The sequence below is a fragment of the Streptomyces sp. HPF1205 genome (assembly GCF_020400825.1).
Taxonomy (GTDB): Bacteria; Actinomycetota; Actinomycetes; order Streptomycetales; family Streptomycetaceae; genus Actinacidiphila.
In genome coordinates, this window is sequence record NZ_JAINVH010000002.1 from 36944 (window position 1) to 61282 (window position 24339).

14 protein-coding genes, 2 pseudogenes and 2 CRISPR repeat arrays are annotated in these 24339 nt (G+C 68.9%); of the genes and pseudogenes, 11 read left to right on the plus strand and 5 right to left on the minus strand.

Translation table 11 applies throughout. From position 1 onward, the window contains the following. Positions 1-245: 245 nt before the first annotated feature. Positions 246-809, plus strand: a pseudogene (locus tag K7G61_RS02475) (chloramphenicol phosphotransferase CPT family protein); the annotation flags it as partial. A 125-nt stretch (positions 810-934) separates the two neighbouring features. Here K7G61_RS02475 and K7G61_RS02480 read toward each other — a convergent pair. The 3 genes from K7G61_RS02480 to K7G61_RS02490 all read right to left on the minus strand — a co-directional run bounded on the left by K7G61_RS02480 (position 935) and on the right by K7G61_RS02490 (position 2637). Then, entirely contained in the window at positions 935-1366 is a 432-nt protein-coding gene (locus tag K7G61_RS02480) for an ankyrin repeat domain-containing protein (protein ID WP_308190578.1), read from the minus strand. A gap of 93 nt (positions 1367-1459) precedes the next feature. After that, a complete protein-coding gene (locus K7G61_RS02485; RefSeq protein ID WP_225844905.1) occupies positions 1460-1864 on the minus strand; it encodes a hypothetical protein in 405 nt (134 codons plus the stop codon). 266 nt (positions 1865-2130) lie between these two features. Then, positions 2131-2637 carry an SMI1/KNR4 family protein gene (locus tag K7G61_RS02490; protein ID WP_225844906.1) on the minus strand — a complete coding sequence of 169 codons (507 nt, stop codon included), beginning with the start codon at positions 2635-2637 and terminating at the stop codon, positions 2131-2133. Between the two features lie 254 nt (positions 2638-2891). Here K7G61_RS02490 and mobF point away from each other — a divergent pair. Both mobF and K7G61_RS36255 read left to right on the plus strand, forming a co-directional pair. Next, positions 2892-4253: pseudogene (mobF, locus tag K7G61_RS02495) on the plus strand (MobF family relaxase). Positions 4254-4432: 179 nt separating this feature from the next. Continuing rightward, positions 4433-6313, plus strand: coding sequence for an ATP-dependent RecD-like DNA helicase (locus K7G61_RS36255; RefSeq protein WP_263983810.1), 1881 nt, complete (start codon positions 4433-4435; stop codon positions 6311-6313). A 238-nt stretch (positions 6314-6551) separates the two neighbouring features. Here K7G61_RS36255 and K7G61_RS02510 read toward each other — a convergent pair whose 3' ends face one another. Then, the gene (locus tag K7G61_RS02510) at positions 6552-6836 is read right to left on the minus strand and encodes a hypothetical protein (protein WP_225844907.1); all 285 of its coding nucleotides are present in this window, start codon (positions 6834-6836) and stop codon (positions 6552-6554) included. A 90-nt stretch (positions 6837-6926) separates the two neighbouring features. Beyond that, a CRISPR array of direct repeats spans positions 6927-7362; the repeat unit is 29 nt; unit sequence GGGAACAGCCCCGCGGGCGCGGGGAGCAG. Positions 7363-7745: 383 nt separating this feature from the next. Here K7G61_RS02510 and cas3 point away from each other — a divergent pair. The 8 genes from cas3 (at position 7746) to cas2e (ending at position 17290) form a co-directional block, all read left to right on the plus strand. After that, on the plus strand, positions 7746-10658 hold the full coding sequence (gene cas3 / locus K7G61_RS02515; RefSeq protein ID WP_225844908.1) for a CRISPR-associated helicase Cas3': 2913 nt from the start codon (positions 7746-7748) through the stop codon (positions 10656-10658). Between the two features lie 7 nt (positions 10659-10665). Then, positions 10666-12420 carry a type I-E CRISPR-associated protein Cse1/CasA gene (gene casA / locus K7G61_RS02520; protein ID WP_225844909.1) on the plus strand — a complete coding sequence of 585 codons (1755 nt, stop codon included), beginning with the start codon at positions 10666-10668 and terminating at the stop codon, positions 12418-12420. Next, positions 12417-13133: a type I-E CRISPR-associated protein Cse2/CasB gene (gene casB / locus K7G61_RS02525; RefSeq protein WP_225844910.1), complete on the plus strand. Its 717-nt coding sequence runs from the start codon at positions 12417-12419 to the stop codon at positions 13131-13133. The genes casA and casB overlap by 4 nt, the downstream gene beginning before the upstream one ends. 188 nt (positions 13134-13321) lie before the next feature. After that, entirely contained in the window at positions 13322-14521 is a 1200-nt protein-coding gene (gene cas7e, locus K7G61_RS02530; RefSeq protein WP_225844911.1) for a type I-E CRISPR-associated protein Cas7/Cse4/CasC, read from the plus strand. After that, positions 14518-15228: a type I-E CRISPR-associated protein Cas5/CasD gene (cas5e, locus tag K7G61_RS02535; RefSeq protein WP_225844912.1), complete on the plus strand. Its 711-nt coding sequence runs from the start codon at positions 14518-14520 to the stop codon at positions 15226-15228. The genes cas7e and cas5e overlap by 4 nt, the downstream gene beginning before the upstream one ends. Continuing rightward, complete coding sequence (gene cas6e, locus K7G61_RS02540) at positions 15228-15926, plus strand: type I-E CRISPR-associated protein Cas6/Cse3/CasE (protein ID WP_225844913.1); 699 nt, start codon at positions 15228-15230, stop codon at positions 15924-15926. Before cas5e ends, cas6e begins: the two co-directional genes overlap by 1 nt. A gap of 3 nt (positions 15927-15929) precedes the next feature. Further along, positions 15930-16889 carry a type I-E CRISPR-associated endonuclease Cas1e gene (cas1e, locus tag K7G61_RS02545; protein ID WP_225844914.1) on the plus strand — a complete coding sequence of 320 codons (960 nt, stop codon included), beginning with the start codon at positions 15930-15932 and terminating at the stop codon, positions 16887-16889. Beyond that, a complete protein-coding gene (cas2e, locus tag K7G61_RS02550; RefSeq protein ID WP_225844915.1) occupies positions 16886-17290 on the plus strand; it encodes a type I-E CRISPR-associated endoribonuclease Cas2e in 405 nt (134 codons plus the stop codon). The genes cas1e and cas2e overlap by 4 nt, the downstream gene beginning before the upstream one ends. Before the next feature lie 173 nt (positions 17291-17463). Further along, a CRISPR array of direct repeats spans positions 17464-17919; the repeat unit is 29 nt; unit sequence CTGCTCCCCGCGCACGTGGGGCTGTTCCC. A 357-nt stretch (positions 17920-18276) separates the two neighbouring features. Here the strand turns inward: cas2e and K7G61_RS02555 are convergent. Then, on the minus strand, positions 18277-24309 hold the full coding sequence (locus K7G61_RS02555) for a hypothetical protein (RefSeq protein WP_225844916.1): 6033 nt from the start codon (positions 24307-24309) through the stop codon (positions 18277-18279). Positions 24310-24339: the final 30 nt, after the last annotated feature.

Here is a 24339-nt window from a genome sequence, read left to right on the forward strand (position 1 = left end):
AAGCCCCGTCCGGCCGGTGTTCCGCCGCCGGCAGAACAGCGCGGGCACCCCTCTGAAATGCGGCGGTGGCTCACAAGCTTCACCGTCAGTCCACACAACACACGATGATCACTGGTGGCCGCAGCCGTCTCCGCGCCAGGTCCCACCGGCTCGATCAGACTCTACGTTCGGACCGGCGACCGCTTGCGGCCGCCGCTCGCCAAGATCCCCTGAGCGCGGCTCCGGCGACCTGCGATCATGCCGTCATGGCATCTGGTCGCATCATCTTCCTCAACGGCACGTCCAGCTCGGGGAAGTCGAGCATCGCCCGGGAGCTTCTGGAAATCCTCGATGACGGCGTCTTCTTCCACCTGGCGGTCGACGGCTTCAACGCGATGCGCAGCAAGCGGGAACTCGGGGCCGAGGAACTCGAAGAAGCGCTGCGGCGGACCAGGATGGGCTTCCACCGCTCGATCGCGGCCATGGCCGAGGCAGGCAACGACATCGTGGTCGACCATGTGCTGAGCGAGCCGTGGCGACTGCTCGACTGCCTGACGGTGCTGCGGCCCGAGGACGTACTCTTCGTCGGCGTCCACTGCCCGCTCGACGAACTGACCCGCCGCGAGCTGGCCCGGGGCGACCGCCCACCAGGCCTTGCGGCGCACCAATACCACCTGGTCCACGAGCACGGCGACTACGACCTGGAGTGCGACACCAGCACGGCAAGCCCACGCCAATGCGCGCAACAGATCAAGGAGTTCCTCTCGCACCGCCCCAACCCGACCGCCTTCACCCGCCTCCGCGGACGCTACCTGAGGCACCCCTACGCGGCCGTGCGGCACCTGAGCCCCGAGCCTGATCCGTACAGGCAACAGGCTGTGCATGAAGATCCAGCACCTTCCACGAATCACGACCCGCAGAGGCGGCCTGACCTGGGGCGCGAGGCAAGCAGACCCTACGAGGAAGAACCTTTCACGTCCGGCAAGTGGGCCGCGACGTCATAGTTGGCGATCTTGTCGGCCAGACCGCGCGGGCTCACCCCGTGCGCGTTCTCCCGCTCCGGATCGGCCCCCGCCTCCAGCAGCACACGCAGGATCGCGCCCTCCTCGCGAAAGTTGAATACCGCCGTCCACAGGGCGGTATTGCCATACCGGTCAGGCACATCCACCGCTGCCCCAGCGGCTAGAAGAGCCTCGGCGGCCTGCGCGTTCTGGGCCTGCGCGGCGAAATGCAACGGCGTCCATCCGGCACTGTCCGCAGCGTCCAGATCCACCCCGCTCACCGCAAGCCCACGCAAACAATCAACATCACCGTTCAAAGCGGCACAGTGTGCCGCCGTCCGGCCCGCCCGATCCCGCCCCTGAGCCCCTCGCGTCATGACCCGCATCCTCCCCGGAGCTCGACGAAGGAAAGAGGGGCACCCCCCAGATCCATCGGCATGGGCTATTTCCCCCTTTCCAGGCGGGCTGTGTCCCCGAAGTCAGCGAGTGGGACCCACCACGCGGTCGCGGAACTCCTGGAAGGCGTGCCAGCCCGAAGTCCCCGGCGGGGTGATCAGGGCGCCGTCGGAGCAGTCCAGAACCTTGCACTCCAGCGCGGCAGCGAGGCGGAAGACGGGGGTGAGCACGTCGTCGCCGGAGCCACGGATGTGCAGCATGATCGAGTCGACCGGGTCCCTGGAGCCGATGTTCAGTTCCATCGACCAACTCGGCCCCAGCAGCTCGCCCCACGTGGGATCGGAAAGATCCGCTTCAGGAATGGCCCGGCTCACATCGGCGAGGACACCCTGCCGCTGACCGAGCGAGGGCGGAGCGAAGTCGTCAGGAATCTGGTCCACGGAAGTGATATGGGCGGGCAGACGCAGGAGAAGGACGTCCCAACTCATGCAAAACCTTCCAGGTATGTGATGGCAGGTGATCCCGCTTCGGCGAGGGTCGGGTCCATCGGTGTCCGCGTCATCCAGTGCGTTGCAGAAGTCCCCTGCGGCGTCGTTGTCGACGGGGCAGACCGGCCGTTGCGCCTCGGCGACGGCATCAAACCGCCGACGAGCCGTCGGCCTCCGGTGGCGATGGGCCGTGAGCGAGCGTTCCCCTGGGCCGGGGCTGCGTTCGCCAAGTCGACTGTCGGCGCGGACCCGTCCGCGCCGGAGCGTCAGCAATTGGGACACTCCGGATTCTCCGGCGGGTGGGGGAAGGTGCGGTGGCCTTCAAGCCAGTCGGTGAGCCACTCGGCGAGCGTGACCTTCTCCGGGAAGAGGTAGTGGCGTTCACAGCCGCGGTTGGGATCCCAGCCCCACATCCTGCCTTCGGGGGTGCTGAGGTCGATGCACCACCAGATGGCGCAGCCCATTGTCATGATCGGCAGTATGTGGTTCGGGTAGAGGTGCCCGTCCGGTGCGGACCACTCGTGGTGCACGTCGAGAAGCGATTCCTCGTCGCTGAACCATGCGCCCGAGTCGGAGAGCGAGACCACCTCATCGACGCCGAAGCCGCCATTGGCCACCTCGCAGTACAGCCGGCGCAGTAGCGGCGGCATGGGGTATCCCACGGCGGCCTCCAGTTCGGCGGCCGCCTCGATGGGGGCCGGCGGCGGCAGCCGCCGCGCTTCGGCGTATTCGCGGACCTTCGCAACAATCTCGTCGTCGCTCAACGCGGTCATGGCCGGCACCCTGCCACGTCCCACTGACACCCACCGCCGAGCCCTTCCATCCGTCACCACGAGACCTCCTTTCGTGGGTGACCCGCATGGTGTCCGTTCACGCACCCACCTCACAAGATCACAAATAGCGCATGGACAAAGGGGCCTCCCCTCCCGGGGAGACCCGGCTCCGCCACGCCCACCACCACACCCCCGAACCCCCTTCACACCGGAAAGGAGGTGACCCCATGGCCTGGGTCACGAAGATCATCGCAATGCAGCAGGTCGACTACCGGCTCGCCGAGCACGCCGGGTGCTTCGTCGCCCCGCCGGACGGCACCCCCACCCCCGCAACCTCCACGCCCGGCGCCGACCCGACCGTCGACTACCGCCTGCGCGCCGAACACGACGGCGCCCTCGTCTGGATGGGCAGCGGCCTGTCCGCCTTCGGTCTTCGGCCCGGGCAGCGGATGGACGAGGCGGGCAAGCAGGCCGCCCGGCTGATCATGAACGGCACCCACCCCGCCACCGGCGCCCGCCTCGTCCCCGCCGAAGTCCGCGCCCACGACAAGGCCCAGCTCACCGCCGCCCGCCTCCTCGAAGCCCTCCGTATCGAGGCCGAGCGGCGCGGCCTGCCCGATCCAGCCGCCCTCTTGGACGGCAAGCCCAAGCAACAGCGCCAGCTCGCCTCCCTCACCCGCCAGGTCCACAAGTCCGGCGACGCCTACCGCCTCCAGTACGACACCCTCCACCGTCTGGCCCGGGCCGCCGGCCTCGACCTCGCCGACGTCTACGCCCCCACCGAACTCGCCGAGGCCCGTGCCCACCAGCACCACCGCGTCAACGTCCGCGTCCGCGGCTGGGACCTGGTCGCCGACCTGCCCAAATCCCTCAGCGTCGTGCACGCCCTCATGGACGACAGTGACGCCCGCGAGCTGCGCGCTCTGGTCCACCAGGCCAAGGACGACGCCTTCGCCCAGCTGGAGCAGTGGATCGGTTACGCGGTCGCCGGCCGCGACGGCCACCCGGTCCGTATCGCCACCGGCGGCCTGATCGCCTGGAGCGTCGAGCACCACTCCGCCCGCCCCGTCGACGACACCACCCCCGGCGACCCCCACCTGCACCTCCACCTCACCATCGCCAACCTCGCCCGTTGCGCCGACGGTCACTGGCGGGCCGTGGCCAACTCCGGCCGCGACCTGCACCGCCACGCCAAAGCCTTCGACGCCCTGTTCAAAGCCCGCGTCCGCGCCCTCACCCGCGAACGCTTCGGCATGCGCTAGGCCCAAGACCCGGTCACCGGTGCCTGGGAGGTCGTCGGCGTACCGCCCGAGCTACGCGAGGTGTTCTCCCGCCGCGCCGCCCAGGTCAACGCCGCCGCCAGCCCGGACGCGACCCGCGCGGACAAGCTCCGCGTCTCCCAGCAGACCCGCCACGCCAAACACGACACCGGCACCGCCACCGACCAGCGCCGCTCGTGGCGAGAACGCGCCCACCAGGCCGGGTACGAGGCCGGGGCGGTCGTGACCGCCGCCGCTCCCCACAGGGCCCACCACCGTAACGACCCCGCCACCGACCCCACCTCCCGTCGCCTACGGCCCTCGCGGCGACCGTTTTCGACCCCGCGACCGGTCTGACCTCCCACGACAAGGCCTTCTCCCGCGCCCAGCTCCTGACCGCCCTCGCCCACGCCCTCCCCCACGGCATCGCGCCCGGCACCGGCCGCCTGGACGCCCTGGCCGACCAGGTCCTGACCGCCACCGCCACGCCCGGCACCCCCGCCCCCGTACCGCTGCCGCACCGCGGCTCGACCGTCATGACCAACACCGAACGCCACACCACCACCGACATCCTCACCGCCGAACACACCCTCACCGCCCAGGCCCGCGAACGCTACGCCGACGGCACCGCCCAGCTCACCCCCGCCCAAGCCGACGCCGCCCTCGGCGTCTTCGAGGTCGCCGCCGGATTCCCCCTGTCCACCGAGCAACGCGCCGTCGTCGAACGCCTGCTGACCGCCGGACACGGCATCGACGCGGTCATCGGCGTCGCGGGCGCCGGCAAGACCACCCTCATGGACGCCTGCCGCATCGGCTGGGACACCGCCGGCCTCGTCCACGCGGGCGCCGCCCTGTCCGCCGTCGCCGCCCAGAACCTCCAGGCCGAGGCCGGCATCCCGTCGCGCACCATCGCCTCCTGGCTCCACCGGATCCGCGAGGGCGAGGGCCTGACCGGCATCGACGTCCTCGTACTCGACGAAGCCGCCATGACCGACGACCGCGCGGTCGCCGTCCTGCTCACCGAAGCCGCCCGCACCCGTACGAAAATCGTTGCGATCGGCGACCCGCTCCAGCTCCAGGCCGTCGGCCCGGGCGGAGGGTTCGCCGAGGTCCACCGCCTGGTCGGCGGCCCGACCCTGACCGAGAACCGCCGCCAGCGCGACGAAGCGGAACGGGCGGCTCTGCGCACCTGGCGCACCGGCGCCCGCCGCAAAGCCCTCCAAGTCTTCGCCGACAGCGGCCGCGTCCACGCCACCGACACCGCCGAAGACGCCCGAGCCGAGATCATCGGCGCGTGGGACAAGCTGCGCAAGCGCTGGCCCGACCCGCACGACCTGCTCGCCCACCTCGTCGTCCTCGCCCCCCGCAACCACGACGTCGACCACCTCAACGCCCAGGCCCAGGCCCTGCGCGCCACCGCCGGCGAACTCGGCCCGGCCCACACGTACGCCCTCACCGCCGGCCGTCACCTGACCCTCGCGGTCGGCGACCTGGTACGGGTACGCGCCAACGACTACCGCTCCCGCCACGGCGCCGGCCCCGACATCCTCAATGGCCAACGCGCCCTCATCACCGCCCTCAACCCGACCGACGCCCGCAAGACCGTACGCATCACCTGGCGCCACCCCACCCCCGACGGCCCACCCACCCTCACCTCCGCCTGGCTCACCCTCAACCAGATCGTGGGCGGCCACCTCTCCCTCGGCTACGCCATGACCGTGGCCGCCAGCCAGGGCATGACCACCGACACCTCCCTCACCTACGGCCACGGCGCCGACGCCTTCGCCCTCTACGCCGCCCTCACCCGCGCCCGTACCGCCAACCACCTCTGGCTCCCCACCGCCGCCCTCGAACCCCCCGAAACACGCACCCGCCTCGGCGAACCTCGTACGGAAGCCGAACTTCTCACCCGCGCCTTGGACGCCTTCGCCGACCTCCTCCACCAGTCCCGCCCCGACGGAATGATCACCCACGAATTCGGTCGGGCCCCGGCTCCCGCCATCCCCAGCTGGCGGGACCGCCAATACGGCCACCTCACGGACACAGCTCTGACCACACGGGTCGCCAGCGCGGAATCGGCCCTCACCCGCCTCTGTGACCGGATGGCAACCCTGTCCCGCCAGGCCAAGACGGCCCCCGCGACGGCCGCAGAGGCAATCACCGCCGACCTCAACCACCTCGACACCAAACGCATGGCCCTGCAGACCACCCTCACGACCCTCCGCACCGAAGAGTCCGTGCGAACAACCCTCCAACGCACCCACCCAGCCCGCCACGCAGTCGAAACCGCAGAACGCGCGTCGGCGAAGCCACAGGAAGAGGTGACCTCAAGGGGCCGATCACGACAGCAGAGCACCCCCCTCCCGCCTCAGCCGTATAGCAAACGATCAGCGCCTGGACCGGCTCATCACCGCTGACCTGAAAGACATCGCCGATGAGCCAGGTTCTCCACTGCCCGACCACCAGCTCGCCGCCCCGCCTCCCCCTGGTGACCGGGGCTTCCGACGTCTACCTCGCCTGGCACCGTGGCGGCGGTCGGGACGCTTTACCGAAGAGTGCTGCTGTCCGATTCTGGACCACCAGAGCGACCACGATCGAGCAAAGCCGATCGACCACAGCCTGCAGCTGAGTACCTCCGCGTGATCAGGATGTGGCTCAGGCTGAGTCCTCGGGCTCCTCGACCAGGCCGAAAGCGATAGGGAAAGCCTCCAAGAACGCCCGTCGGCCCGGGTCCTGCTCGGACTCGGCCAGATCCGCGATGACCTTGAGCAACCGGGCGCATTGGTCCTGCGGCAACTGCCCCAAAACCCAGCTCACGCTCTCCATCATCTTCACCGCGGAATCGGGGTCGACCTCGTCGTCCTCGCAACTGTCGAGGAAGCAGACGACATCGACGACCAGCCCGGCAAGAACGGGCACCAACGGGTCCATGTCAGTCATTCCGGCAACATATCCCGACCCTCACCACGGCAACACCACCAACTGGTGCGCGGAGCAGCGATCAACTTTACAAGGCCTGGCTCCGCGCCGGGGAACAGCCCCGCAGGTGCGGGGAGCAGATCGTGGCCGCGGGCCGAACGCCGGGCTTGGTGGGAACAGCCCCGCAGGCGCGGGGAGCAGGCCTGCGCGGCCGCGTCGGTCACGGTCAACGGGGGAACAGCCCCGCGGGCGCGGGGAGCAGGTCCGGCCGACCGGCGTCTACGCGATCCCGCGGGGAACAGCCCCGCGGGCGCGGGGAGCAGTACCAGACCTACGGGGCGCGGGGTACGGGCGCGGGGAGCAGGACACCAAGCTGCGGGATGGGACGCTCGCCGAGGGAACAGCCCCGCGGGCGCGGGGAGCAGGTCGGCAGGGTGGAGTACACCGCGGACGACGGGGGAACAGCCCCGCGGGCGCGGGGAGCAGAACGTCGCCTCCCTGGTGACCGTCAAGGACGCGGGAACAGCCCCGCGGGCGCGGGGAGCAGAGGCCGCCACCAGGCACGTTACCGGCGGCGCTTGCGGTTTTTACTTACTTTGCCAAATTCCGGCAAGTCACATAAAAGCCTCAAGTCAACGCACCCGCACATGTCACCCGCTCACCACCTCAAGATCGGAACGATCCAAGTCACCGACGTCCCTCATCGGCCTCCGCCTCCGGCACGCAAACCTAAGCATCGCCCCTCGAACCGCAGCGCCAGGGTCCCATCCACTTCCTCACGGCCCCGCGTCGAGCGCGGCGCCGCCTGTCGGATCATCTGGAAGACCCCCGATCGGTCGCCCATTGTCAGTTTCGATCAAAAGCGTGCAACTCCGTACCTTTCTTCGAATTCTCATCCGTGGGCATGCCGCCATGCTGTCCAATGTCGCCATGCACCGTGATTTACCCGCATCCGCGGGTGCCTTCGGCGCGCTGTCCAAGGCGGCGCGGCGGACTTGGGGGAAGCACGACCGGGACACCGAGGACTGGCTGCCGCTCAGGCAGCACATGGCCGACAGTGCCGCCGTAGCGGGCAAGTTGTGGGACGAGTGGCTGCCGCGGAACATCAGGGAGCTCGTCGCTGAAGTGCTCCCGACAGGCATGGACGACGGGCGGCGGCTCGCGGTGTGGCTCGCGGCCTCCCACGACATCGGGAAGGCGACGCCGGCCTTCGCATGTCAGGTGGACGGCCTGGCGAACCGCATGCGGCGGGCCGGGTTGGACATGCCGGATCAGAAGCAGTTCGGAACCGATCGTGTGTTGGCACCCCACGGACTCGCGGGGCAAGTGCTCATCCAAGAGTGGCTGAATGAGCGGTTCGGGTGGACCGTCCGCACCAGTGCCCAGTTCGCCATCGTCGCCGGAGGTCACCACGGGGTACCGCCCGGCGACCGGAAGCTGCACGACTTGGCCCAGCATCCGGAGCTGATACGTACGCCCGGGCCGAGCGAGGCGAAGTGGCTTGCCGTCCAGCGTGAACTGCTCGACGCCTGCGCGCGGGAAGCCGGTGTCGAGGACAGATTCAGCGCCTGGGCGGCGGTGAAGCTGACCCAGCCCGTACAAGTCGCTCTCACCGCACTCGTCATCCTGGCGGACTGGATCGCCAGTTCCGCGGAGCTGTTCCCGTACGCGACCGCGTCCAGCGAGGCGAACCTCGACGGCAAGCACACCCCTGGCAAACGGCTGGACGCGGCATGGCAAGGCCTGGAGCTACCGCCCGCCTGGGAACCCGCCGAGCCAGAACCCGAAGGCGGCGCCGCAGAGCTGTTCGCCGCCCGCTTCGACCTTCCCCCGCAGGCCACGATCCGTCCCGTGCAGGAGGAAGCGGTCCGGGTCGCACGCCAGATGCCGGCCACCGGGTTGCTGATCATCGAAGCACCCATGGGTGAGGGCAAGACCGAGGCTGCGCTGGCGGCAGCGGAAATCCTCGCCGCCCGCACCGGAGCCGGCGGCTGCCTGATCGCGCTGCCGACCCGGGCGACCAGCGACGCGATGTTCTCCCGGCTGCTGACGTGGCTGGAGCACCTGCCCGCCGCCAAAGCGCAGTCCGTCTTCCTGGCTCACGCCAAAGCCGCTCTCAACGACAAGTGGTCGGGCCTGGTACGCGAGGGCAATCGGACCATCGCCGCCGTGGAGGCCGACGACACCACCAGGATGCCGAAGCCCGGCGACCCCATACGCCGGAGCCCGGCCGGTCTCCAGGCCCACCAGTGGCTGCGCGGCCGTAAGAAGGGGCTCCTGGCGTCCTTCACCGTGGGGACCATCGACCAGGTGCTCTTCGCCGCCCTCAAAAGCCGCCACCTCGCGCTACGGCATCTGGCCCTCGCCGGAAAGGTCGTCGTCATCGACGAGGTCCACGCCTACGACGCCTACATGAACACCTACCTGGAACGCGTGCTGGAGTGGCTGTCGGCCTACCGGGTCCCGGTCGTCCTTCTGTCCGCCACCCTCCCCGCGGCCCGTCGGCGCGCCCTCGCGGAGGCGTACGCGGGCCAGGACGTCTCCGGGATCGATCTGCCCGCCGACGCGTACCCGCTGGTCACCGCGGTGTCGCCTGGTGGCCGTACGCTGACCGCTCGCCCACCGGCCGCATCCGGGCGCCGTACACCCGTCGCGGTGGAAGCACTCGACGACGATGTCACGGCCCTGGCTGACCGGCTCGCGACGGAACTGGAGGACGGCGGCTGCGCCCTGGTCGTGCGCAACACCGTGGACCGCGTGCTGGAGGCCGCGCAGGAGCTGCGGCGGCGCTTCGGCGAACACCGGGTCACCGTCGCCCACTCGCGCTTCCTCGCCGCGGACCGGGCCCGCAACGACGCCGAGCTGCTGCGGATGTTCGGCCCCGACGGGGACCGGCCGGAGGGCGCCCACATCGTCGTCGCCAGTCAGGTCGTCGAGCAGTCGCTCGACATCGACTTCGACCTCCTCGTCACCGACTTGGCACCGGTCGACCTGATGCTGCAGCGCATGGGCCGGCTGCATCGCCATCCCCGGACGCGACCCGCCCGCCTGACGAACGCACGATGCCTGGTCACCGGGGTCGCGGACTGGGCGGCCGATCCGCCGGCCCCCGTCCCGGGCTCGCTCAGCGTGTACGAGGGCCCGTACCTCCTGCTGCGCGCCCTCGCCGTACTGCAGCCCCACCTGACCGGGGCGCGCCCCCTGGAACTGCCCGGCGACATCAGTCCGCTCGTCCAGGCCGCGTACGACGATGAACCCGCGGGCCCCGAGCACTGGGCCTCGGAGCTGGACAAGGCGCGGCACGCCTACCGGACCAAGCTCGTCGACAAGCGCGAGCGGGCGGAGATGTTCCGGCTGGGCCCGGTGCGCAAACCCGGGCGAGCCGTGATCGGCTGGCTCGACGCCGGTGTGGGCGACGCGGACGACACCCCGCAGGGTCGGGCGCAGGTGCGCGACAGCGAGGAGAGCGTCGAGGTGCTCGTCGTCCAGCGCAGGCGGGACGGCGTGCTCACCACCGTGCCGTGGCTGGACCGTGGCTGCGGCGGCCTGGAGCTGCCCGAGCACGCGCCGCCGTCCGCCCGGGCGGCGCAGGCGGTGGCGGCGAGCGCGATCTCGCTTCCCTGGCAGTTCTCCAAGCCCTGGCTGGTCGACCGGACCATCGCGGAACTGGAGAAGTTCTGCGTGCCGGCCTGGCAGGTGAAGCAATGCCCTTGGCTGGCAGGCGAGTTGGTGCTCGTTCTCGATGAGGAGTGTCGGACCCGTCTGTCAGGCTTCCACCTCCGGTACAGCCGGAGTGACGGACTTGTGGTGACGGCCGACCGCTCGGCCGAGGTTCAGGAGTAGCGGGTTGGTGACTTCCTTCGATCTGGTCTCCCGTCCATGGCTGCCGGTGCTGCGCGAGGACGGGACGACGGCGGAACTCTCGCTCGACGACGTCTTCCGTCACGCGGCCGGCATCCGGCGGCTCGTGGGTGATCTCCCCACCCAGGAGCTGGCCCTCCTGCGGCTCTTGCTCGCGATCCTGTACGACGCGCTGGACGGGCCTGAGGACATCGAGGACTGGGAGGAACTCTGGGAGGACGAGGAGCCTTTCGCCCCGGTCGCCGCGTACCTCGAACGGCACCGGGACCGCTTCGACCTCCTTCACCCCCGCCAGCCCTTTTTCCAGGTCGCCGGCCTGCACACCGAGAAGGACGAGGTCTTCTCGCTGAACCGGATCGTCGCCGACGTACCGAACGGCGATCCCTTCTTCTCCATGCGGCAGCCGTCGGTCAATCGGCTGAGCTTCGCTGAGGCCGCCCGCTGGCTGGTGCACGCGCACGCCTTCGACCCGTCCGGGATCAAGTCGGGAGCCGTCGGCGATCCGCGGGTCAAACCCGGCAGCGGCAAGGGCTACCCGCTCGGCGTCGCCTTGACGGGGAATCTCGGCGGTGTCTTCGCCGAAGGCGACAAGCTCCAGCGGACGCTGCTGCTCAACCTGATCGCGGCCGACAACGACTTCCTCCGGGCCGGCAAGAAGGACGCACCGGCGTGGCGCCGCCCGCCGTCGGGCCCTGGCCCGGCCCGGGAGGATCTGGAGGACTTGGACGAACCGCGCCCCTCGGGCCCGCGCGACCTCTACACCTGGCAGTCCCGCCGGGCACGGCTGCATTTCGACGCCGACGGCGTCACGGGCGTGGTCCTCGGTTACGGGGACCCGAAGGCCGCCCCGGACATGCTGAACCGCGAGCCGATGACGGCTTGGCGGCGCAGCCCGGCCCAGGAGAAGAAACTCGGCGGGCCGCTGGTCTACCTGCCGCTGGAGCACGATCCGGCCAGGTCCGCCTGGCGCGGTCTGGCCGCCCTTCTCCCGGCCCAGCAGCGGGCCGAGGACGGGGCGGACCAGCGGCAGGAGGCCGCGCGTACTCTCCCACCGGGTGTCGTCCAGTGGCTGGCGCGGCTGGCGAACAGGGAAGCCCTGCCCGCCAGGAGCCTCATCCGGACGCGGGTCGTCGGCGCCAAGTACGGTACGCAGCAGTCGGTGATCGACGAGGTCGTGGACGACAGCGTGAACCTCCCCGTCGTCCTCCTCCACGAGGAGCGCCCGGACTTCGGTGCCGCGGCCGTGGCGGCCGTGGGCGACGCCGACTCGGCGGTATGGGCGCTCGGGCAGCTCGCGGGCAACCTCGCCCGAGCGGCGGGCGCCGATCCCGACGGTCCGGCTGAGGCGGCCCGCAACCTGGGCTTCGCCGCACTCGACACGCCGTACCGCCAGTGGCTCGCCTCCTTGGCGACGAGCGACGACCCACGGCAGGCACGCGCCGCGTGGCAGGTGGAGACCGCCGAGATCGTCCGCGGCCTCGGCAAGCGGCTGCTCGACCAGGCTCCGCCTGCCGCCGCCGAGGGGCGGTTCATCGACGTGAAGGACGGAGGGGGCAACGGGGGCGGCACCCGCTGGGTCGACGACACCCAGGCCGACCTGTGGTTCCGCATGCGGCTCAACCGCGTGCTCCCGGCAGCCGCCGCCGTCTCCCCGGACGGGCCACCCCAGCCGCCCTCCTCCACGGATGCCGCCGATGCCGATGCCGATGCCGCCGACGACGAGCCCACGGAGGCCCTCGTATGACGAACGCCGAGACCGCCGCGCCGACCTCCACCGCGACATCGACCGCCCCTCCCCGGTACGGGCCGATCGGCACGGCGGCCGACCAGTGCATCCGGGCGCTGCAAAGGGGCTATCGGGACGACCGTCCCTACGCGGTTGCGGCGCTCGCCCGGCTCAGGCGCGGCGCCGGGCGGCAGGCCAACGACCTCACCGAGCTGTGGGGTCAGACCGGCACCGAGCAGCTGGCCGCCGAGCTCGCCGTGCTGCCCGACGACGAGCGCCGACGGGTGGACTTCGATCGCGCCGACCAGGCGCTGCACCTCGTGACCACGCTGTGGGCGCTTCACCAGCAGTCCCACCGCGACGCCAACATGCACGTCGCCAGCAGCGGGCTCGGGCGGGCCGTCCGCGAGCTCATGCGGGCGGTGTCACCGGGTGGCGGTGCCGCGGGCGAGTCCTCGGCCCAGGATCTCGACGAGCCGATCCGCCGCCGCTTCGTGCGGGTCGGCAACGCCGGTTCGCTGGACATGCTGGGTGCCCGGCTGCGAGAGGTCGTGCAGTTGCTGCGCAACCGGCGCATCCCGCTGGACTACGCGCTCCTCGCCGAGCAGCTCTACCGGTGGCAGAACCCGGCGCAGAGGGCGGACGTCCGCCGCGCCTGGGGCCGCGACTTCCACCTGGCCGCCATGCGCCGCAAGCCGGAGGCCGGCGACAAGGGCGCCGGTTCCTCGTAGATCCGTACGGGCAGGGACCTCGCCAGCCGGTCTGCCGACGGCCCCTGCGCACCTCCCCCGCAGCAGTTCCGGGCTTTCCCGACCGGCGCCCGAAAGCAACAGGCAGCAGCAGTTCACAGCAGCAGCACGTGCGGCACGCGCGACACGTGCGGCACGTGCGCACATCCAGCCGATAGGAAAGAACCGACGTGACCCGAACCATCCTCGACATCCACATCCTGCAGACCGTCCCGCCGAGCAACATCAACCGTGACGACACCGGTTCGCCCAAGACGGCGTTCTACGGCGGCGTGCGCCGGTCGCGCGTGTCGAGCCAGGCGTGGAAGCGCGCGACCCGGAAGCGGTTCGAGTCGCTCCTGGACCCGTCCGAGCTGGGTGTCCGGACGAAGAAGGTCGCGGAGGCGCTGGCTGAGAAGATCACGGCTCTCGACTCCTCACTGGACCGGACGACGGCCCTCGACCTGGCGGCCGAGACGCTGCGCACGGCCACGGGGTCGAAGATCGAGCCGCCGAAGCGCAAGGCCAAGGAGGGTGAGGACGATCCGGCGCCCGAGTCGTCGTATCTGATGTTCCTCAGCGCGCACCAACTGGAGGGGCTCGCGGAGCTGGCCGTCGAAGGCAGCGAGGGCAGCGGCGACATCAAGGTGCTGAAGGAGTTCCTCAAGGCCAAGGAGAACAGGGCCCGGGCGCGCGGCCTCGTCGACACCCGGCACTCCGTGGACATCGCGCTCTTCGGCCGCATGGTCGCCGACGCCACGGACCTCAACGTCGAGGCGGCCACGCAGGTCGCGCACGCCATCAGCGTCCACACCGTGGACAACGAGTCCGACTACTACACCGCCGTGGACGATCGGAACACGGACGCGGAGACCGGCGCCGGAATGATCGGTGTCGTCGACTTCAACTCCGCCACCCTGTACCGCTACGCGGCGCTGGACGCCGACCGCCTTCACGCCAACCTCGGCGCCGGCCTCGCCGAGGACAAGTCGCCCGCGACCCCCACCCGCCGGGCCGTCGAGGCCTTCGTCAAGGGCTTCATCACCTCCCTGCCCACCGGCAAGGTGAACACCTTCGGCAACCACACCCTGCCGACCGTCGTGATCGCCAAGCTGCGCACGGAGCGGCCGATCAGCTTCGTCGCGGCCTTCGAGAGGCCGGTGCCGCTGAAGACGGAAGGGGGATACGTGTACGAGAGCTGCGCCCGCCTCGCCCGGTACGTGCCGGAGCTGGAGCAGGCGTACGGCGTCGCGGACGGCGAGAGCACGTGGATCATGCGCGTCGGCGAGGACACCGAGCCGCTGGCCGCTCTCGGCCCGTCGGTGGGCCTGGACGAGCTGGTGGAGGCGGTCGGCGCCGCGGTCGCCGGCCGCCTGGAGACCACGGCATGACCGTGCTCCTGCTGCGTCTGGCGGGCCCCTTGCAGTCCTGGGGATCGTCGGCCCGCTTCGTACGGCGCACGACGGAGAACGCGCCGACCAAGAGCGGGGTGATCGGCCTGCTCGCGGCCGCCCAAGGACGTGATCGGGACGCGGACGTCTCCGATCTGGTCCGCCTGCGGTACGGCGTGCGCATCGACCAGGCGGGGACACCCGTACGCGACTTCCAGACCGCCCACCACCAGGACTCCGACAAGGCCATGCCGCTCTCGGAGCGCTTCTACCTCGCCGACGCCGTGTTCGTGGCGGGCCTGGAAGGCGACAGTGCGCTCGTCCGCGCGCTGCACGACGCCGTCCGCAAGCCGGTGTACCTCCCGTACCTCGGCCGCCGTTCCTGTCCCCCCTCTGCACCGCTCGACCTCGGCGTGCGGGAGGACGTCGGGCTCCTGGACGCGCTGCGGCAGGCACCCTGGCAGGCCTCGGAGTGGTACCAGCGCACGCTCGGGGCCCGGAGCCCCCTTCGGCTCAGCGTCCTGTTCGACTGCCCTCCGGACGAGTCGCCGGAACTCACCCTGCGGGACGAGCCGATCAGCTTCGACCTCCGCCACCGGCGCTACGCCCTGCGCGGCCTTAAGTCGGCGCAGGTCCCCGTGCCCGGGTCGGCCGGCACGCAAGAGCCACCCGTACACGATCCGACTTCCGTTCTGGGACCCGCCTGATGTTTCTCACCCGCTTCCGTATCAACACCGCCCGCCGGGAGGGCAGGGAACTGCTCGGCTCGCCGCACCGGATGCACGCCGCCGTCGCCATGTCCTTCCCCGACCTGCCCTCGCGCGACGGAGACGGCCCGCGAGTCCTGTGGCGGGTGGACCGCAACTCAAGCGCTGAGGTGCTGCTGTTCCTTGTCAGCCCCGGCCGCCCGGACCTGACCCACCTCGTGGAGCAGGCCGGATGGCCGGCGTCGCAGACCGCCGGCTGGCAGACGTACGACTACAGTCCCTTCCTCGGCCGGCTCACCGAAGGCAGCACCTGGGCGTTCCGGCTCACCGCCAACCCGGTGCACGCGATCCGCCGCAAGGAGGGGGAGCCCACCAAGCGCACAGCGCACATCACGCCCCGGCACCAGGCGGCATGGCTACTCGCGAAGCAGGAGTCGGCCGGCTTCGCCGTGGTCGAGACTCCGGCGGACAAGCGCGTCCTGCAGCACGGCGACGAACACCAACTGGTGGTCCGTGACCAGCGCGCGCTGCGGTTCGCGAAGGCCTCGGAACAGCGCACGGTCACGCTCACCACGGTCACGTACGACGGCCTGCTCCGCGTCACGGACCCGGCGGCTCTGCGCCGCACCCTCACCCAGGGGTTGGGGAAGGCGAAGGCGTACGGATGCGGGTTGATGACGCTGGCCCCGGTGGGCTGAGAGGTGAGCACGGTTGGGCGCCGGGGAGCGTCGACGCCTCGCGAACTCGCCCGCGTCGGCGACCGGCTGTCGTTCGTCTACCTGGAACGGTGCGTCGTCCACCGTGACGACAACGCCATCACCGCGGAGGACGCCGACGGCGTCACCCACATCCCCTCCGCCACGATCGGGACGCTGCTGCTCGGGCCGGGAACCCGCATCACCCACCAGGCCATGACGGTGCTCGGCGAGTGCGGTGCGGGTGTGGTGTGGGTCGGCGAGCAGGGTGTGCGGTTCTACGCAGGGGGCCGCGCGCTGACCCGCTCCTCCGGCCTGGTGGAGGCGCAGGCGATGGCGTGGGCGAACCAGCGCACCCGGCTCGATGTCGCCCGCGCCATGTACCGGCTCCGCTTCCCGGACGAGGACCCGGCAGGGCGTACCCGGCAGCAGTTGCTGAACATGGAGGGCCGCCGGCTTAAGGCCTGTTACCGGAGCGAGTCGGCCCGGACCGGCGTGCCATGGGTTCGCCGGGAATACCACCGCGACGACTTCTCGGCCGGTGACCCGCCGAACCAGGCCGTGACGGCCGCGGCCCAGTGCATGTACGGCGTCGCCCACGCGGTGGTGGCCGCACTCGGCTGCTCACCGGGCCTGGGCTTCGTCCACTCCGGCCACGAACGGTCCTTCGTGCTCGACATAGCCGACCTGTACAAGACGGACGTGGCCATCCCGGCGGCCTTCGACGCGGCAGCCGAAGGCCCCGAGGACATCGCCGCCCGCACCCGACGCGCCCTGCGGGACCGCATCAACAAGACCCGCCTACTGGACCGGTGCGTCAAGGACATCAAGGACCTGCTGCACTACGACGTCGCCCAGGAAGCCGCCGAGAGTGCGGAGGACCGCGTCACCCTGCAATCCGACCACGGCCGCCACGTCGAAGCGGGCCGCAACTGGGACGGGGACGCGGACGAGGTCATCTGGTGACCGTAATCATCCTCACCAACTGCCCGGCCGGTCTGCGCGGCTTCCTCACACGATGGCTCCTGGAGATCTCCCCCGGCGTCTTCCTCGGCTCCCCCAACGCCCGCATCCGCGACATCCTGTGGGCCGAGGTGCGCACCTACGCCCATCAGGGCCGCGCCCTTCTCGCCTACCAGACCGACAACGAGCAGGGCTACACCTTCGAAACCCACGACCACGCCTGGCACCCCATCGACCACGAGGGCCTGACCCTCATCCACCGCCCCGCCGCGCAGCGTCCCGGCGGGTCGCCCGGTGGAAAACCCGGTGGCGCGGGACCGGGCGCGCCGTCCGCGTCGGAGGGCGGCACCCCGCGCCCCGGCTGGAGCAAGGCGGGCAAGCGCCGAAGGTACGGTGGGCGATAGGTGCCGGCGGCCGGGCGCGGCGGTGGCGACGACTGGGAGTGCTCGATACGGCGGAGGGTTCGCTTGTGGGTGACGAGCAGGGACCGATTGTGCGGCTTTTGAGCGATATGCCGGAACCTTTGAAGCTGAGTAAAATCGAGCGCTCGCCGGTTTAAGTCCGCAGGTCACGCCCTCTGCTCCCCGCGCACGTGGGGCTGTTCCCCCGGTTGAGAGGACATGCGCATGTACGACATCCTGCTCCCCGCGCACGTGGGGCTGTTCCCGTGACGACCGACCACCACCCGCCCTACCCTGCCTGCTCCCCGCGCACGTGGGGCTGTTCCCGGAGCTCCGCCGGTACCTGGTGCGGCGCGCCGCTGCTCCCCGCGCACGTGGGGCTGTTCCCCGGGAGACGATCCGCCGGACGGCGTCCGGGTGCTGCTCCCCGCGCACGCGGGGCTGTTCCCGGCCGAACAGTTCGACGGCGCGTGCGCTGACGCTGCTCCCCGCGCACGCGGGGCTGTTCCCCAGGCCATGCTGATGACCGACCTGGTCCTCCACCGCTCCCCACGTACGCGGGGCTGTTCCCGTGTCCAGGGCGAACGCGCCGTTTTCGTCGTTCTGCTCCCCGCGCACGCGGGGGTGTTCCCGTGCCCGCAGTCATGATGAACGCGAACGGCGCCTGCTCCCCTGGCCAGCAGGCAAAGTTCCGTGCAAGAGTCTCTCCCGACCCAGGAATTCCGGTCAGCCCGTGCCGACAGCCGACGTCTCCCCCGCGCGCAATGTAAGGCTGTTCCTGAAGACGTAGGCCTGCTCGATCTCAGAGCCAGCGCCGGTATAGCCGACCTGCGGTGGACTATCGCCCCCAGCAGGCCGGCGCGCAGAACTGTTAGCCACGCCGAGGGCCTCCATGGGGCACAGGCGGTGGGCATAGACACCAACCGACACTGACATGACCGTGCGGAGGTGGGCCCTCGGGTAGATGCCACCTCCGCACGGTCTTCCACTCAGATACGCGACCAGCAGCTGAAAAGCACTGGCTCCAGCCGACGCCGTAGACCTTCCTGCTCAAGTACCTGGAAGGCATCGAGGCAGGCGCACGCCCATCGGGCCTCTTCTTCTGTCAACCCTGCCAGTTCCATCGCGACCAAAAGATCATCTTCGGTGGTCCAGCCAGAGCCGAACTCCTCGGCGACAGCCCGATAGGCGGCCGCGATGAGAGGATCCGCAGCGAGGCCCGCAGCGTCCACTAGGTTCGCTCCGCATGCCCTCTTTTGAAGCTCGTCGCTGAGAGCTTGTAGAGCCTGATCCTGGTTCCGGGACTTTTCATGCAGTTCGATAGCCCAGTCCAGCACCAACGGCCAGCCTCCGGTTACCTCGAAGAGCCTGCTTTGTTGGCTTTCAGTGTCGAAGAGTTCACTTCGATGAGTCCACGACTTCAGACCGTGCCGATCGTAGCGCCTCAGCACAACTGACGTGGACGCAGCAGCTTCTGGATCCGAAAGCAGATCACGCCACAGGCCGAGCTGGTTGACTCCGGCTACCAGGACGACTGCCCGGGTAACGCCGGGCCGATCGGGGACTACATTCCTGGCCAGCTCCAGCGACTCACGGCAGCCAGCCTCGTTCACATGCAGGGCAGCGAGATCACTGACAACGAGCCGTCTCTCACCCGGCCTTCCTGCGGACAACTCCTGGCGAAAGAGGCGGTTCGTGCCGATCGAGGGCATCTTCCAACCGATCCGGTCGGTAACAGCGCGCAACGCACCACTGACGTCCCCGATCCCAGTGGCGGGCGTGCCCAGAACGATACGCGTCTGGTTTGCGTGATCGCCCAACAGATCGTTTACCTGAGTGACAGTGAGTGGCGCCGACCGGCCATCGTGCAACTCCGGCCGTCCCTCCAGAACGACGGTTTCCTCAAGCCTGCACTCACTCTCTGCACTAAGCAGACGGGTCTCCACCTCCTGGGCGGTTCCGATCATGCGCAGTGCGTTGGGGCCTCGCAAATGCCAGCCGCGACCGTCGTGGTTGGGTGCCAGGATGCCGAGGCCGACCATCTCCTGGAGATAGGCACGAAAGCCCTCGCTGTCGAGCTGCCGAAATCCGACAGGCCACCAACTGGAACACTCATCGCGCAGCTCAATATCGGTGAGTCTGGCCTCTAGGCCGTTGTCGCGTGCGTGGCGTGCTAGGACGTTGGCAATCACGTTGTAGCGGTCGTCCAGGGTGAGGGTGTCCTTGAAGGCCGCAGTGATGTCTGCCCGCAACGAAGGGTCCGACTCAACTGCTTGTACGTCTTCGGCCTCGACGGAAAATGGGAGGCCGCTCCCCTCTCTCCGGGCGCGCTTGCGCTGCATTCCCTCTACCAGCCTGCTTCCAAACATCTGCAGGAGGAAGGGCTGGTACGAACAATAGCCCAGAACGCGGTTGACGAGGTCGACGTCAGCAAACTCGAATCCCAGCGCTCGCATGGGCAGAGTCAGCAGGTCGGCAGCGAATTGCGGAGCCAGCGGCCCGACTACTGTCGGGGTCTGAGCGAGGTGGCTGAACGGCCCGTTCCGGGCAAGCCGCGTGAACCGTTGCACAGAATGAAGGCCCGCGAATACGACCTTGAGTCGGCCACGCGTCTCTACACACAACCCCTTCAAGCGGCGGGTCTGAGTGCAATGCGGTGCGTCTGCCTCGAAGAAGCGATCACACTCATCCATCAGGATCAGCAGCCGGTGCTGCGCTTCGCTGTCGAGCCACTCCTTGATGCCCGAACGCACTCGCTCGAAGGGATCGGCCGTTTGGAACTGACGGCGTGTCTTCTGAGGAAGCACGTTCAGACTGGTGAGTTCCGCGTCCAGCACATTCCAGATCGTTTCAGGGCCGAGCGCAGTTCCTTTACCAATGTTGTGGTGGTCCAGATTGATGTAGACGGGCCGATGGTAAGTGGGTTGTTGCTCGGCAAAACGGTCACCGGCGTCGTTGAGGAGCGCCGACTTGCCGAGGCCACGGCCGCCGAAGATGATCTGGGTGCCGTCGGGGTCGAGTATGCTCTTGCGTTCGGCGTCGCGCCCGTAGAACATCTCCCGGCCGATTCTCCCACGCTTCTCTTTGATGTACGGATTTACACCAGAAAACGGGAGCAGCGTCTCGGTGGCTACGCTGACCTGACGGTTTCCACGGGCGGCCAGGTACGCCAAAGCCGCATCATCCACCACCATGAGGGGGGCGCGCCCCACGGAAGCGGCGAGTGCGGCGCGATCGTCGGTGCTCAGAGTGCCGAAGTAGGCGACCAGCAGACTTTCGCCGCTCGGCTCTCGCGTGGCTCGGCTCAGCAGTAGCTGTGCCGAGGGGCGACCCCAGACCATGAGAACGCGCAACCTGCCGCCCTGTTCGAGGATTTTCGAACCGAAAGCCGGGGCCCAGGCTCGGCCATTGATCTGGATATCGGACACGTCGACGAAGCGGTACTCGTTGCTGCGCGGAAGTTCGTGAAGGGGTCTAGCTCGTCGGGCCTCGTATCCCAAAAGCGAGAGAGCCGGCAGCAGCAAATCCCTGAGAGGGGCATTCTGCCGATCCTTAGGTTCCCAGATCGCAAGGTTACGCCATTGTTCCAGCGCGTGTGCGGCCCGTGCCGCTTCGTCAGTGGACAGGCGACCATAGTCAAGTGCGGGCAGGTTTCGCACTCGGCTACCATTCCGCGCCGTCGTAACCAACGCCTTTGTGATGCCATCCGACAGTCCGGTCGGTACGGAGGGATAGAAGTCCCTGAGATGCGATTCCCCCGTCAGGATTTCCGGGACCTGCTCGCCCAGTTCGAGAAAGTAGACGAGGTCAGCTGCAGTCGCGAGCCCGTCGGTGTCCAGGTGGCGCAGTACCTGTGCCCGCTCGTCATCGGTGACCTTGGGAAGGGCGTCGAGTCGGGCACGCAGACGGTCGGCAGCCTCTTTGCGGTACTGCGGAAGAGACTGAGCCACCAAGTCGAGGTTGCGTCTGACGCTGCTCAGCTCACGCGGGGTACCGTCCTCTGTGGCCCCGGCGTCGGCGTCAGCCAGCAGCTCCTGTAGCGCCACGTCCTGGTCGTCGGAGAGCGCTCCGTCGGCCTGGGCACCTCGGAGTTCCGTAAGCAATTCCTCACGGCGCCGGGTCAGCTCCGAAGCGCGTCGGGACTCTAGATCCTGCAGCCACGCTCGCCGGGTGGTGTCGGGATACGCCGGAGCCGCGCCGGGCAGCGCACCACACGCCGCCAGGTCGAGTATCCGGTGCCCAGCACTGAAATCGTCCTGTGCTACCTGTAGTTCGAGGGCTTCATCCCACGTTCGATCGACTGCCGCCAGCAGGTCTTCCAGCGAAGGCTGCTGACCTGGGACAGCAGGAATTTTGAGCAATTCGGCATTGATCGCTTCGTACGCATCAACTTCTGTCCCCAGCCGCTGGACAGTGGTGCCGTGCTCGAGTTCACGAAAGAATTCGGTAAGCGAAATGTGTCCCGCAAGCGCCGCGGCGGCCGCAAACGGATACGGTCTGCCGGCCGCACGTTCAAGCTCGCGCAAAGCGTTGTCCTGCCTGTTGAGCACGGACTCTCGCATGGCCGAGATCTCCTGCACAGCCCAGGTGCTGTCCGCTGCCTTACGGTGTTTGAGGGCCTCGGTGACATCGAGCCACGCTTTCGCGCAGTCCACCGAACGCTCGACCAACTGCACTAGGTCCTGACGGCCAGGGCCTTGGAGGGGGCGGCTGCTCGGTCCGCGCAGCTCCCGGTCTGCCTTGTCGATCTCAGCATGGACCTCTGAGAGCCGAGTCAAACGCCCGATGGTCTCCCGCACCACGACATCGGTGTCGGGCAGCCCGTTCGCAATGCTCAGGAGCATCTCCCCGAGCATCCCGTCCTCCGCCAGCCATCGCTTGGCAATATGCGTAGCCCTGTTGAAGCGAAGCCGCGGTGGCTTGCAAAGCGCCTGAACCTGATCGACGGCCTCGCGCAGTCCAGCCTCTGTTGCGGAGACGCCGGCTATCACGGCCATGGGACGGGCAATCAGCAAAGCCCCGCTAAGTGCCCGGTCACCCACCGCTACCGCGATTTCGGCGAGACCTACAGGCAGCCGGGGAGCCAGGGCTCTCAATTGTGCGCCGACCATGTGTTCGCCGGTGATCAGGGCGGACCGGGCGAGCGCGGGCAGCAAGAGAAGCTCTGTCCCCTCCTGGCCACGAGATCCGAGGACATCCCAGCGCTGAAGCGCTTCGTCGACCAACCGGGCACCGCTGCCGGATCCCGGGCGGAGGGCAGCGCCAGCAGCCGCCAAGCGCAACGCAGCCGACTCGGCTTCGGAACGTCCAGCGGCCGACGAGATGTGGGCGGCGAGCCCGAAGCGCCTTTCGGAGACGAGACGGACCACGGCGCCATCGATCACGAGGTGGGCAGCGTCCACGGAAGCCGCCGCCGTGGGCCTCTCATCGGGCAGCGCGGGCTGACGCATGGGCTCAGCACCGTCAGGAGCGGCATCGAGGTTCCCTGATGCGGCGCTGGTGTCCACCTCGGCGGAGGCCTGGGTATCCATGTCGTCGGCGCCCAAGGGCGATTCGAGTGATCCAGGAGCGACAGGAGACGCGGGCAGAGGGGACGGAGTCACCTCTGCCACCGGCCCGGGCGTATCCACAGAAGGCGAGCTGGAACTGCTGCTTTCCACCATGGCAGATGCTGGAGGCAGCTCGGAAACAGTGGACACGACCGGTTCGGTGCGAGCGTCCTCGTTCGCCGTCTCCGCGGGGAGGCTCAACTCCGTGTACATCAGGGCAGCCATGGCGCACTCGGGCAGTGTTCGTCCCACCAGCTGCTGCCGTTTCATGATTTCCGGCAGAGCGTCCGGCCGCCCGCTCAGCTCGACAATCTCAGCAAGTGCGATGAGCGCTTCGGCCTGACTTCGCTCTGACTCGTCCCACAGCGGTTTCTCCCGCAAGTGCAGGGCCAGTTCCTGTGCCGCAAACAGAGCGACTGAAGCTGCCCCGTGACATGTTACGGCTAGCAGTATGTGCAGCCGCTCGCGTACCGCATGATCTCGATCGCGCTCCGCACGGTGTGCCTCGACAGCCTGGGCGAGGTCGTTGAGACGGAGCGGAACGCCACTCGTACCGACTGCCGCCAGGGCGTCTCGGATGCGGACAAAGGCAGGGACCACGGCGGACAGGTCCCGCAGATCCTCTTCGATCGGCGGAGATCCGTCTTCCAGCGCACCGGCGATACGGGTGATCGCATCTTGAGCCGTTGAGACTGATACTTTCAGCGCCTCGTATGCGTGGTATGGGTCGACGTACTCGCCATTGTCGGCAGTCCCGAGCGGGTCACCACTGGCAGTACCGCTTGCTGGCTCGTTCTCGACGGCTTCCGGCAGTGGCTGCGCAGCGACGCTCTCCTTCGCAGAGAGTAGTCGATCGGCTCCGTCCACAACCTGGTGAGTCGAGTCCTGTGCAAATGAGGACGTCACCTCTACGACCCGGGCCGCCGCCTCCCGCACGGCGTCAAGTTTGATGGTATTGATGTCGGCACCAAGGCCGAGCCACTGCCGCTCGGCCGCCCACAGGAGTACCTTCGCGTCGAACGCTGACGCCTGGCACCAGGTGAAGACGGCCAGCCGGGCGAGGGCGGAGTTCCATCGCGTCACCGGATCAACGACGGGGCGTCTGTTTTCCTCCGCCCCAACAGCTGCCGCCACATCGTTCATGACCCGACCCACTAGCACTCGCGTCGCGCACGTGCATCCGTGCTGCTTCAGCTCGCGACGCATCCGGGTCAGCACGTCCTGGCAAAGGGACTTGCTCGCCCGGCGCGGGGCAGCGAGGTTGATGCCCAGGTTACGCAAGAGTCGCTGGCGCTCTTTGGGGTTGATCGAGTTGAAAGCCAACTCGACCAGATCCGGGGTGAGCTCGTCTAACGCGTCCTGGACGAGGTTTCCGCTCGCGTTGAGGGCGTCGGCCAATGCTTCGAGTAGCTCACGTGGGGTGCCCGGCGGTGAGAGTGGTGGGTTCGCGTCGACGTGATAGCGATCGTGCATCCGTACTCCATCCTGGTGCGGTGAGGCGCG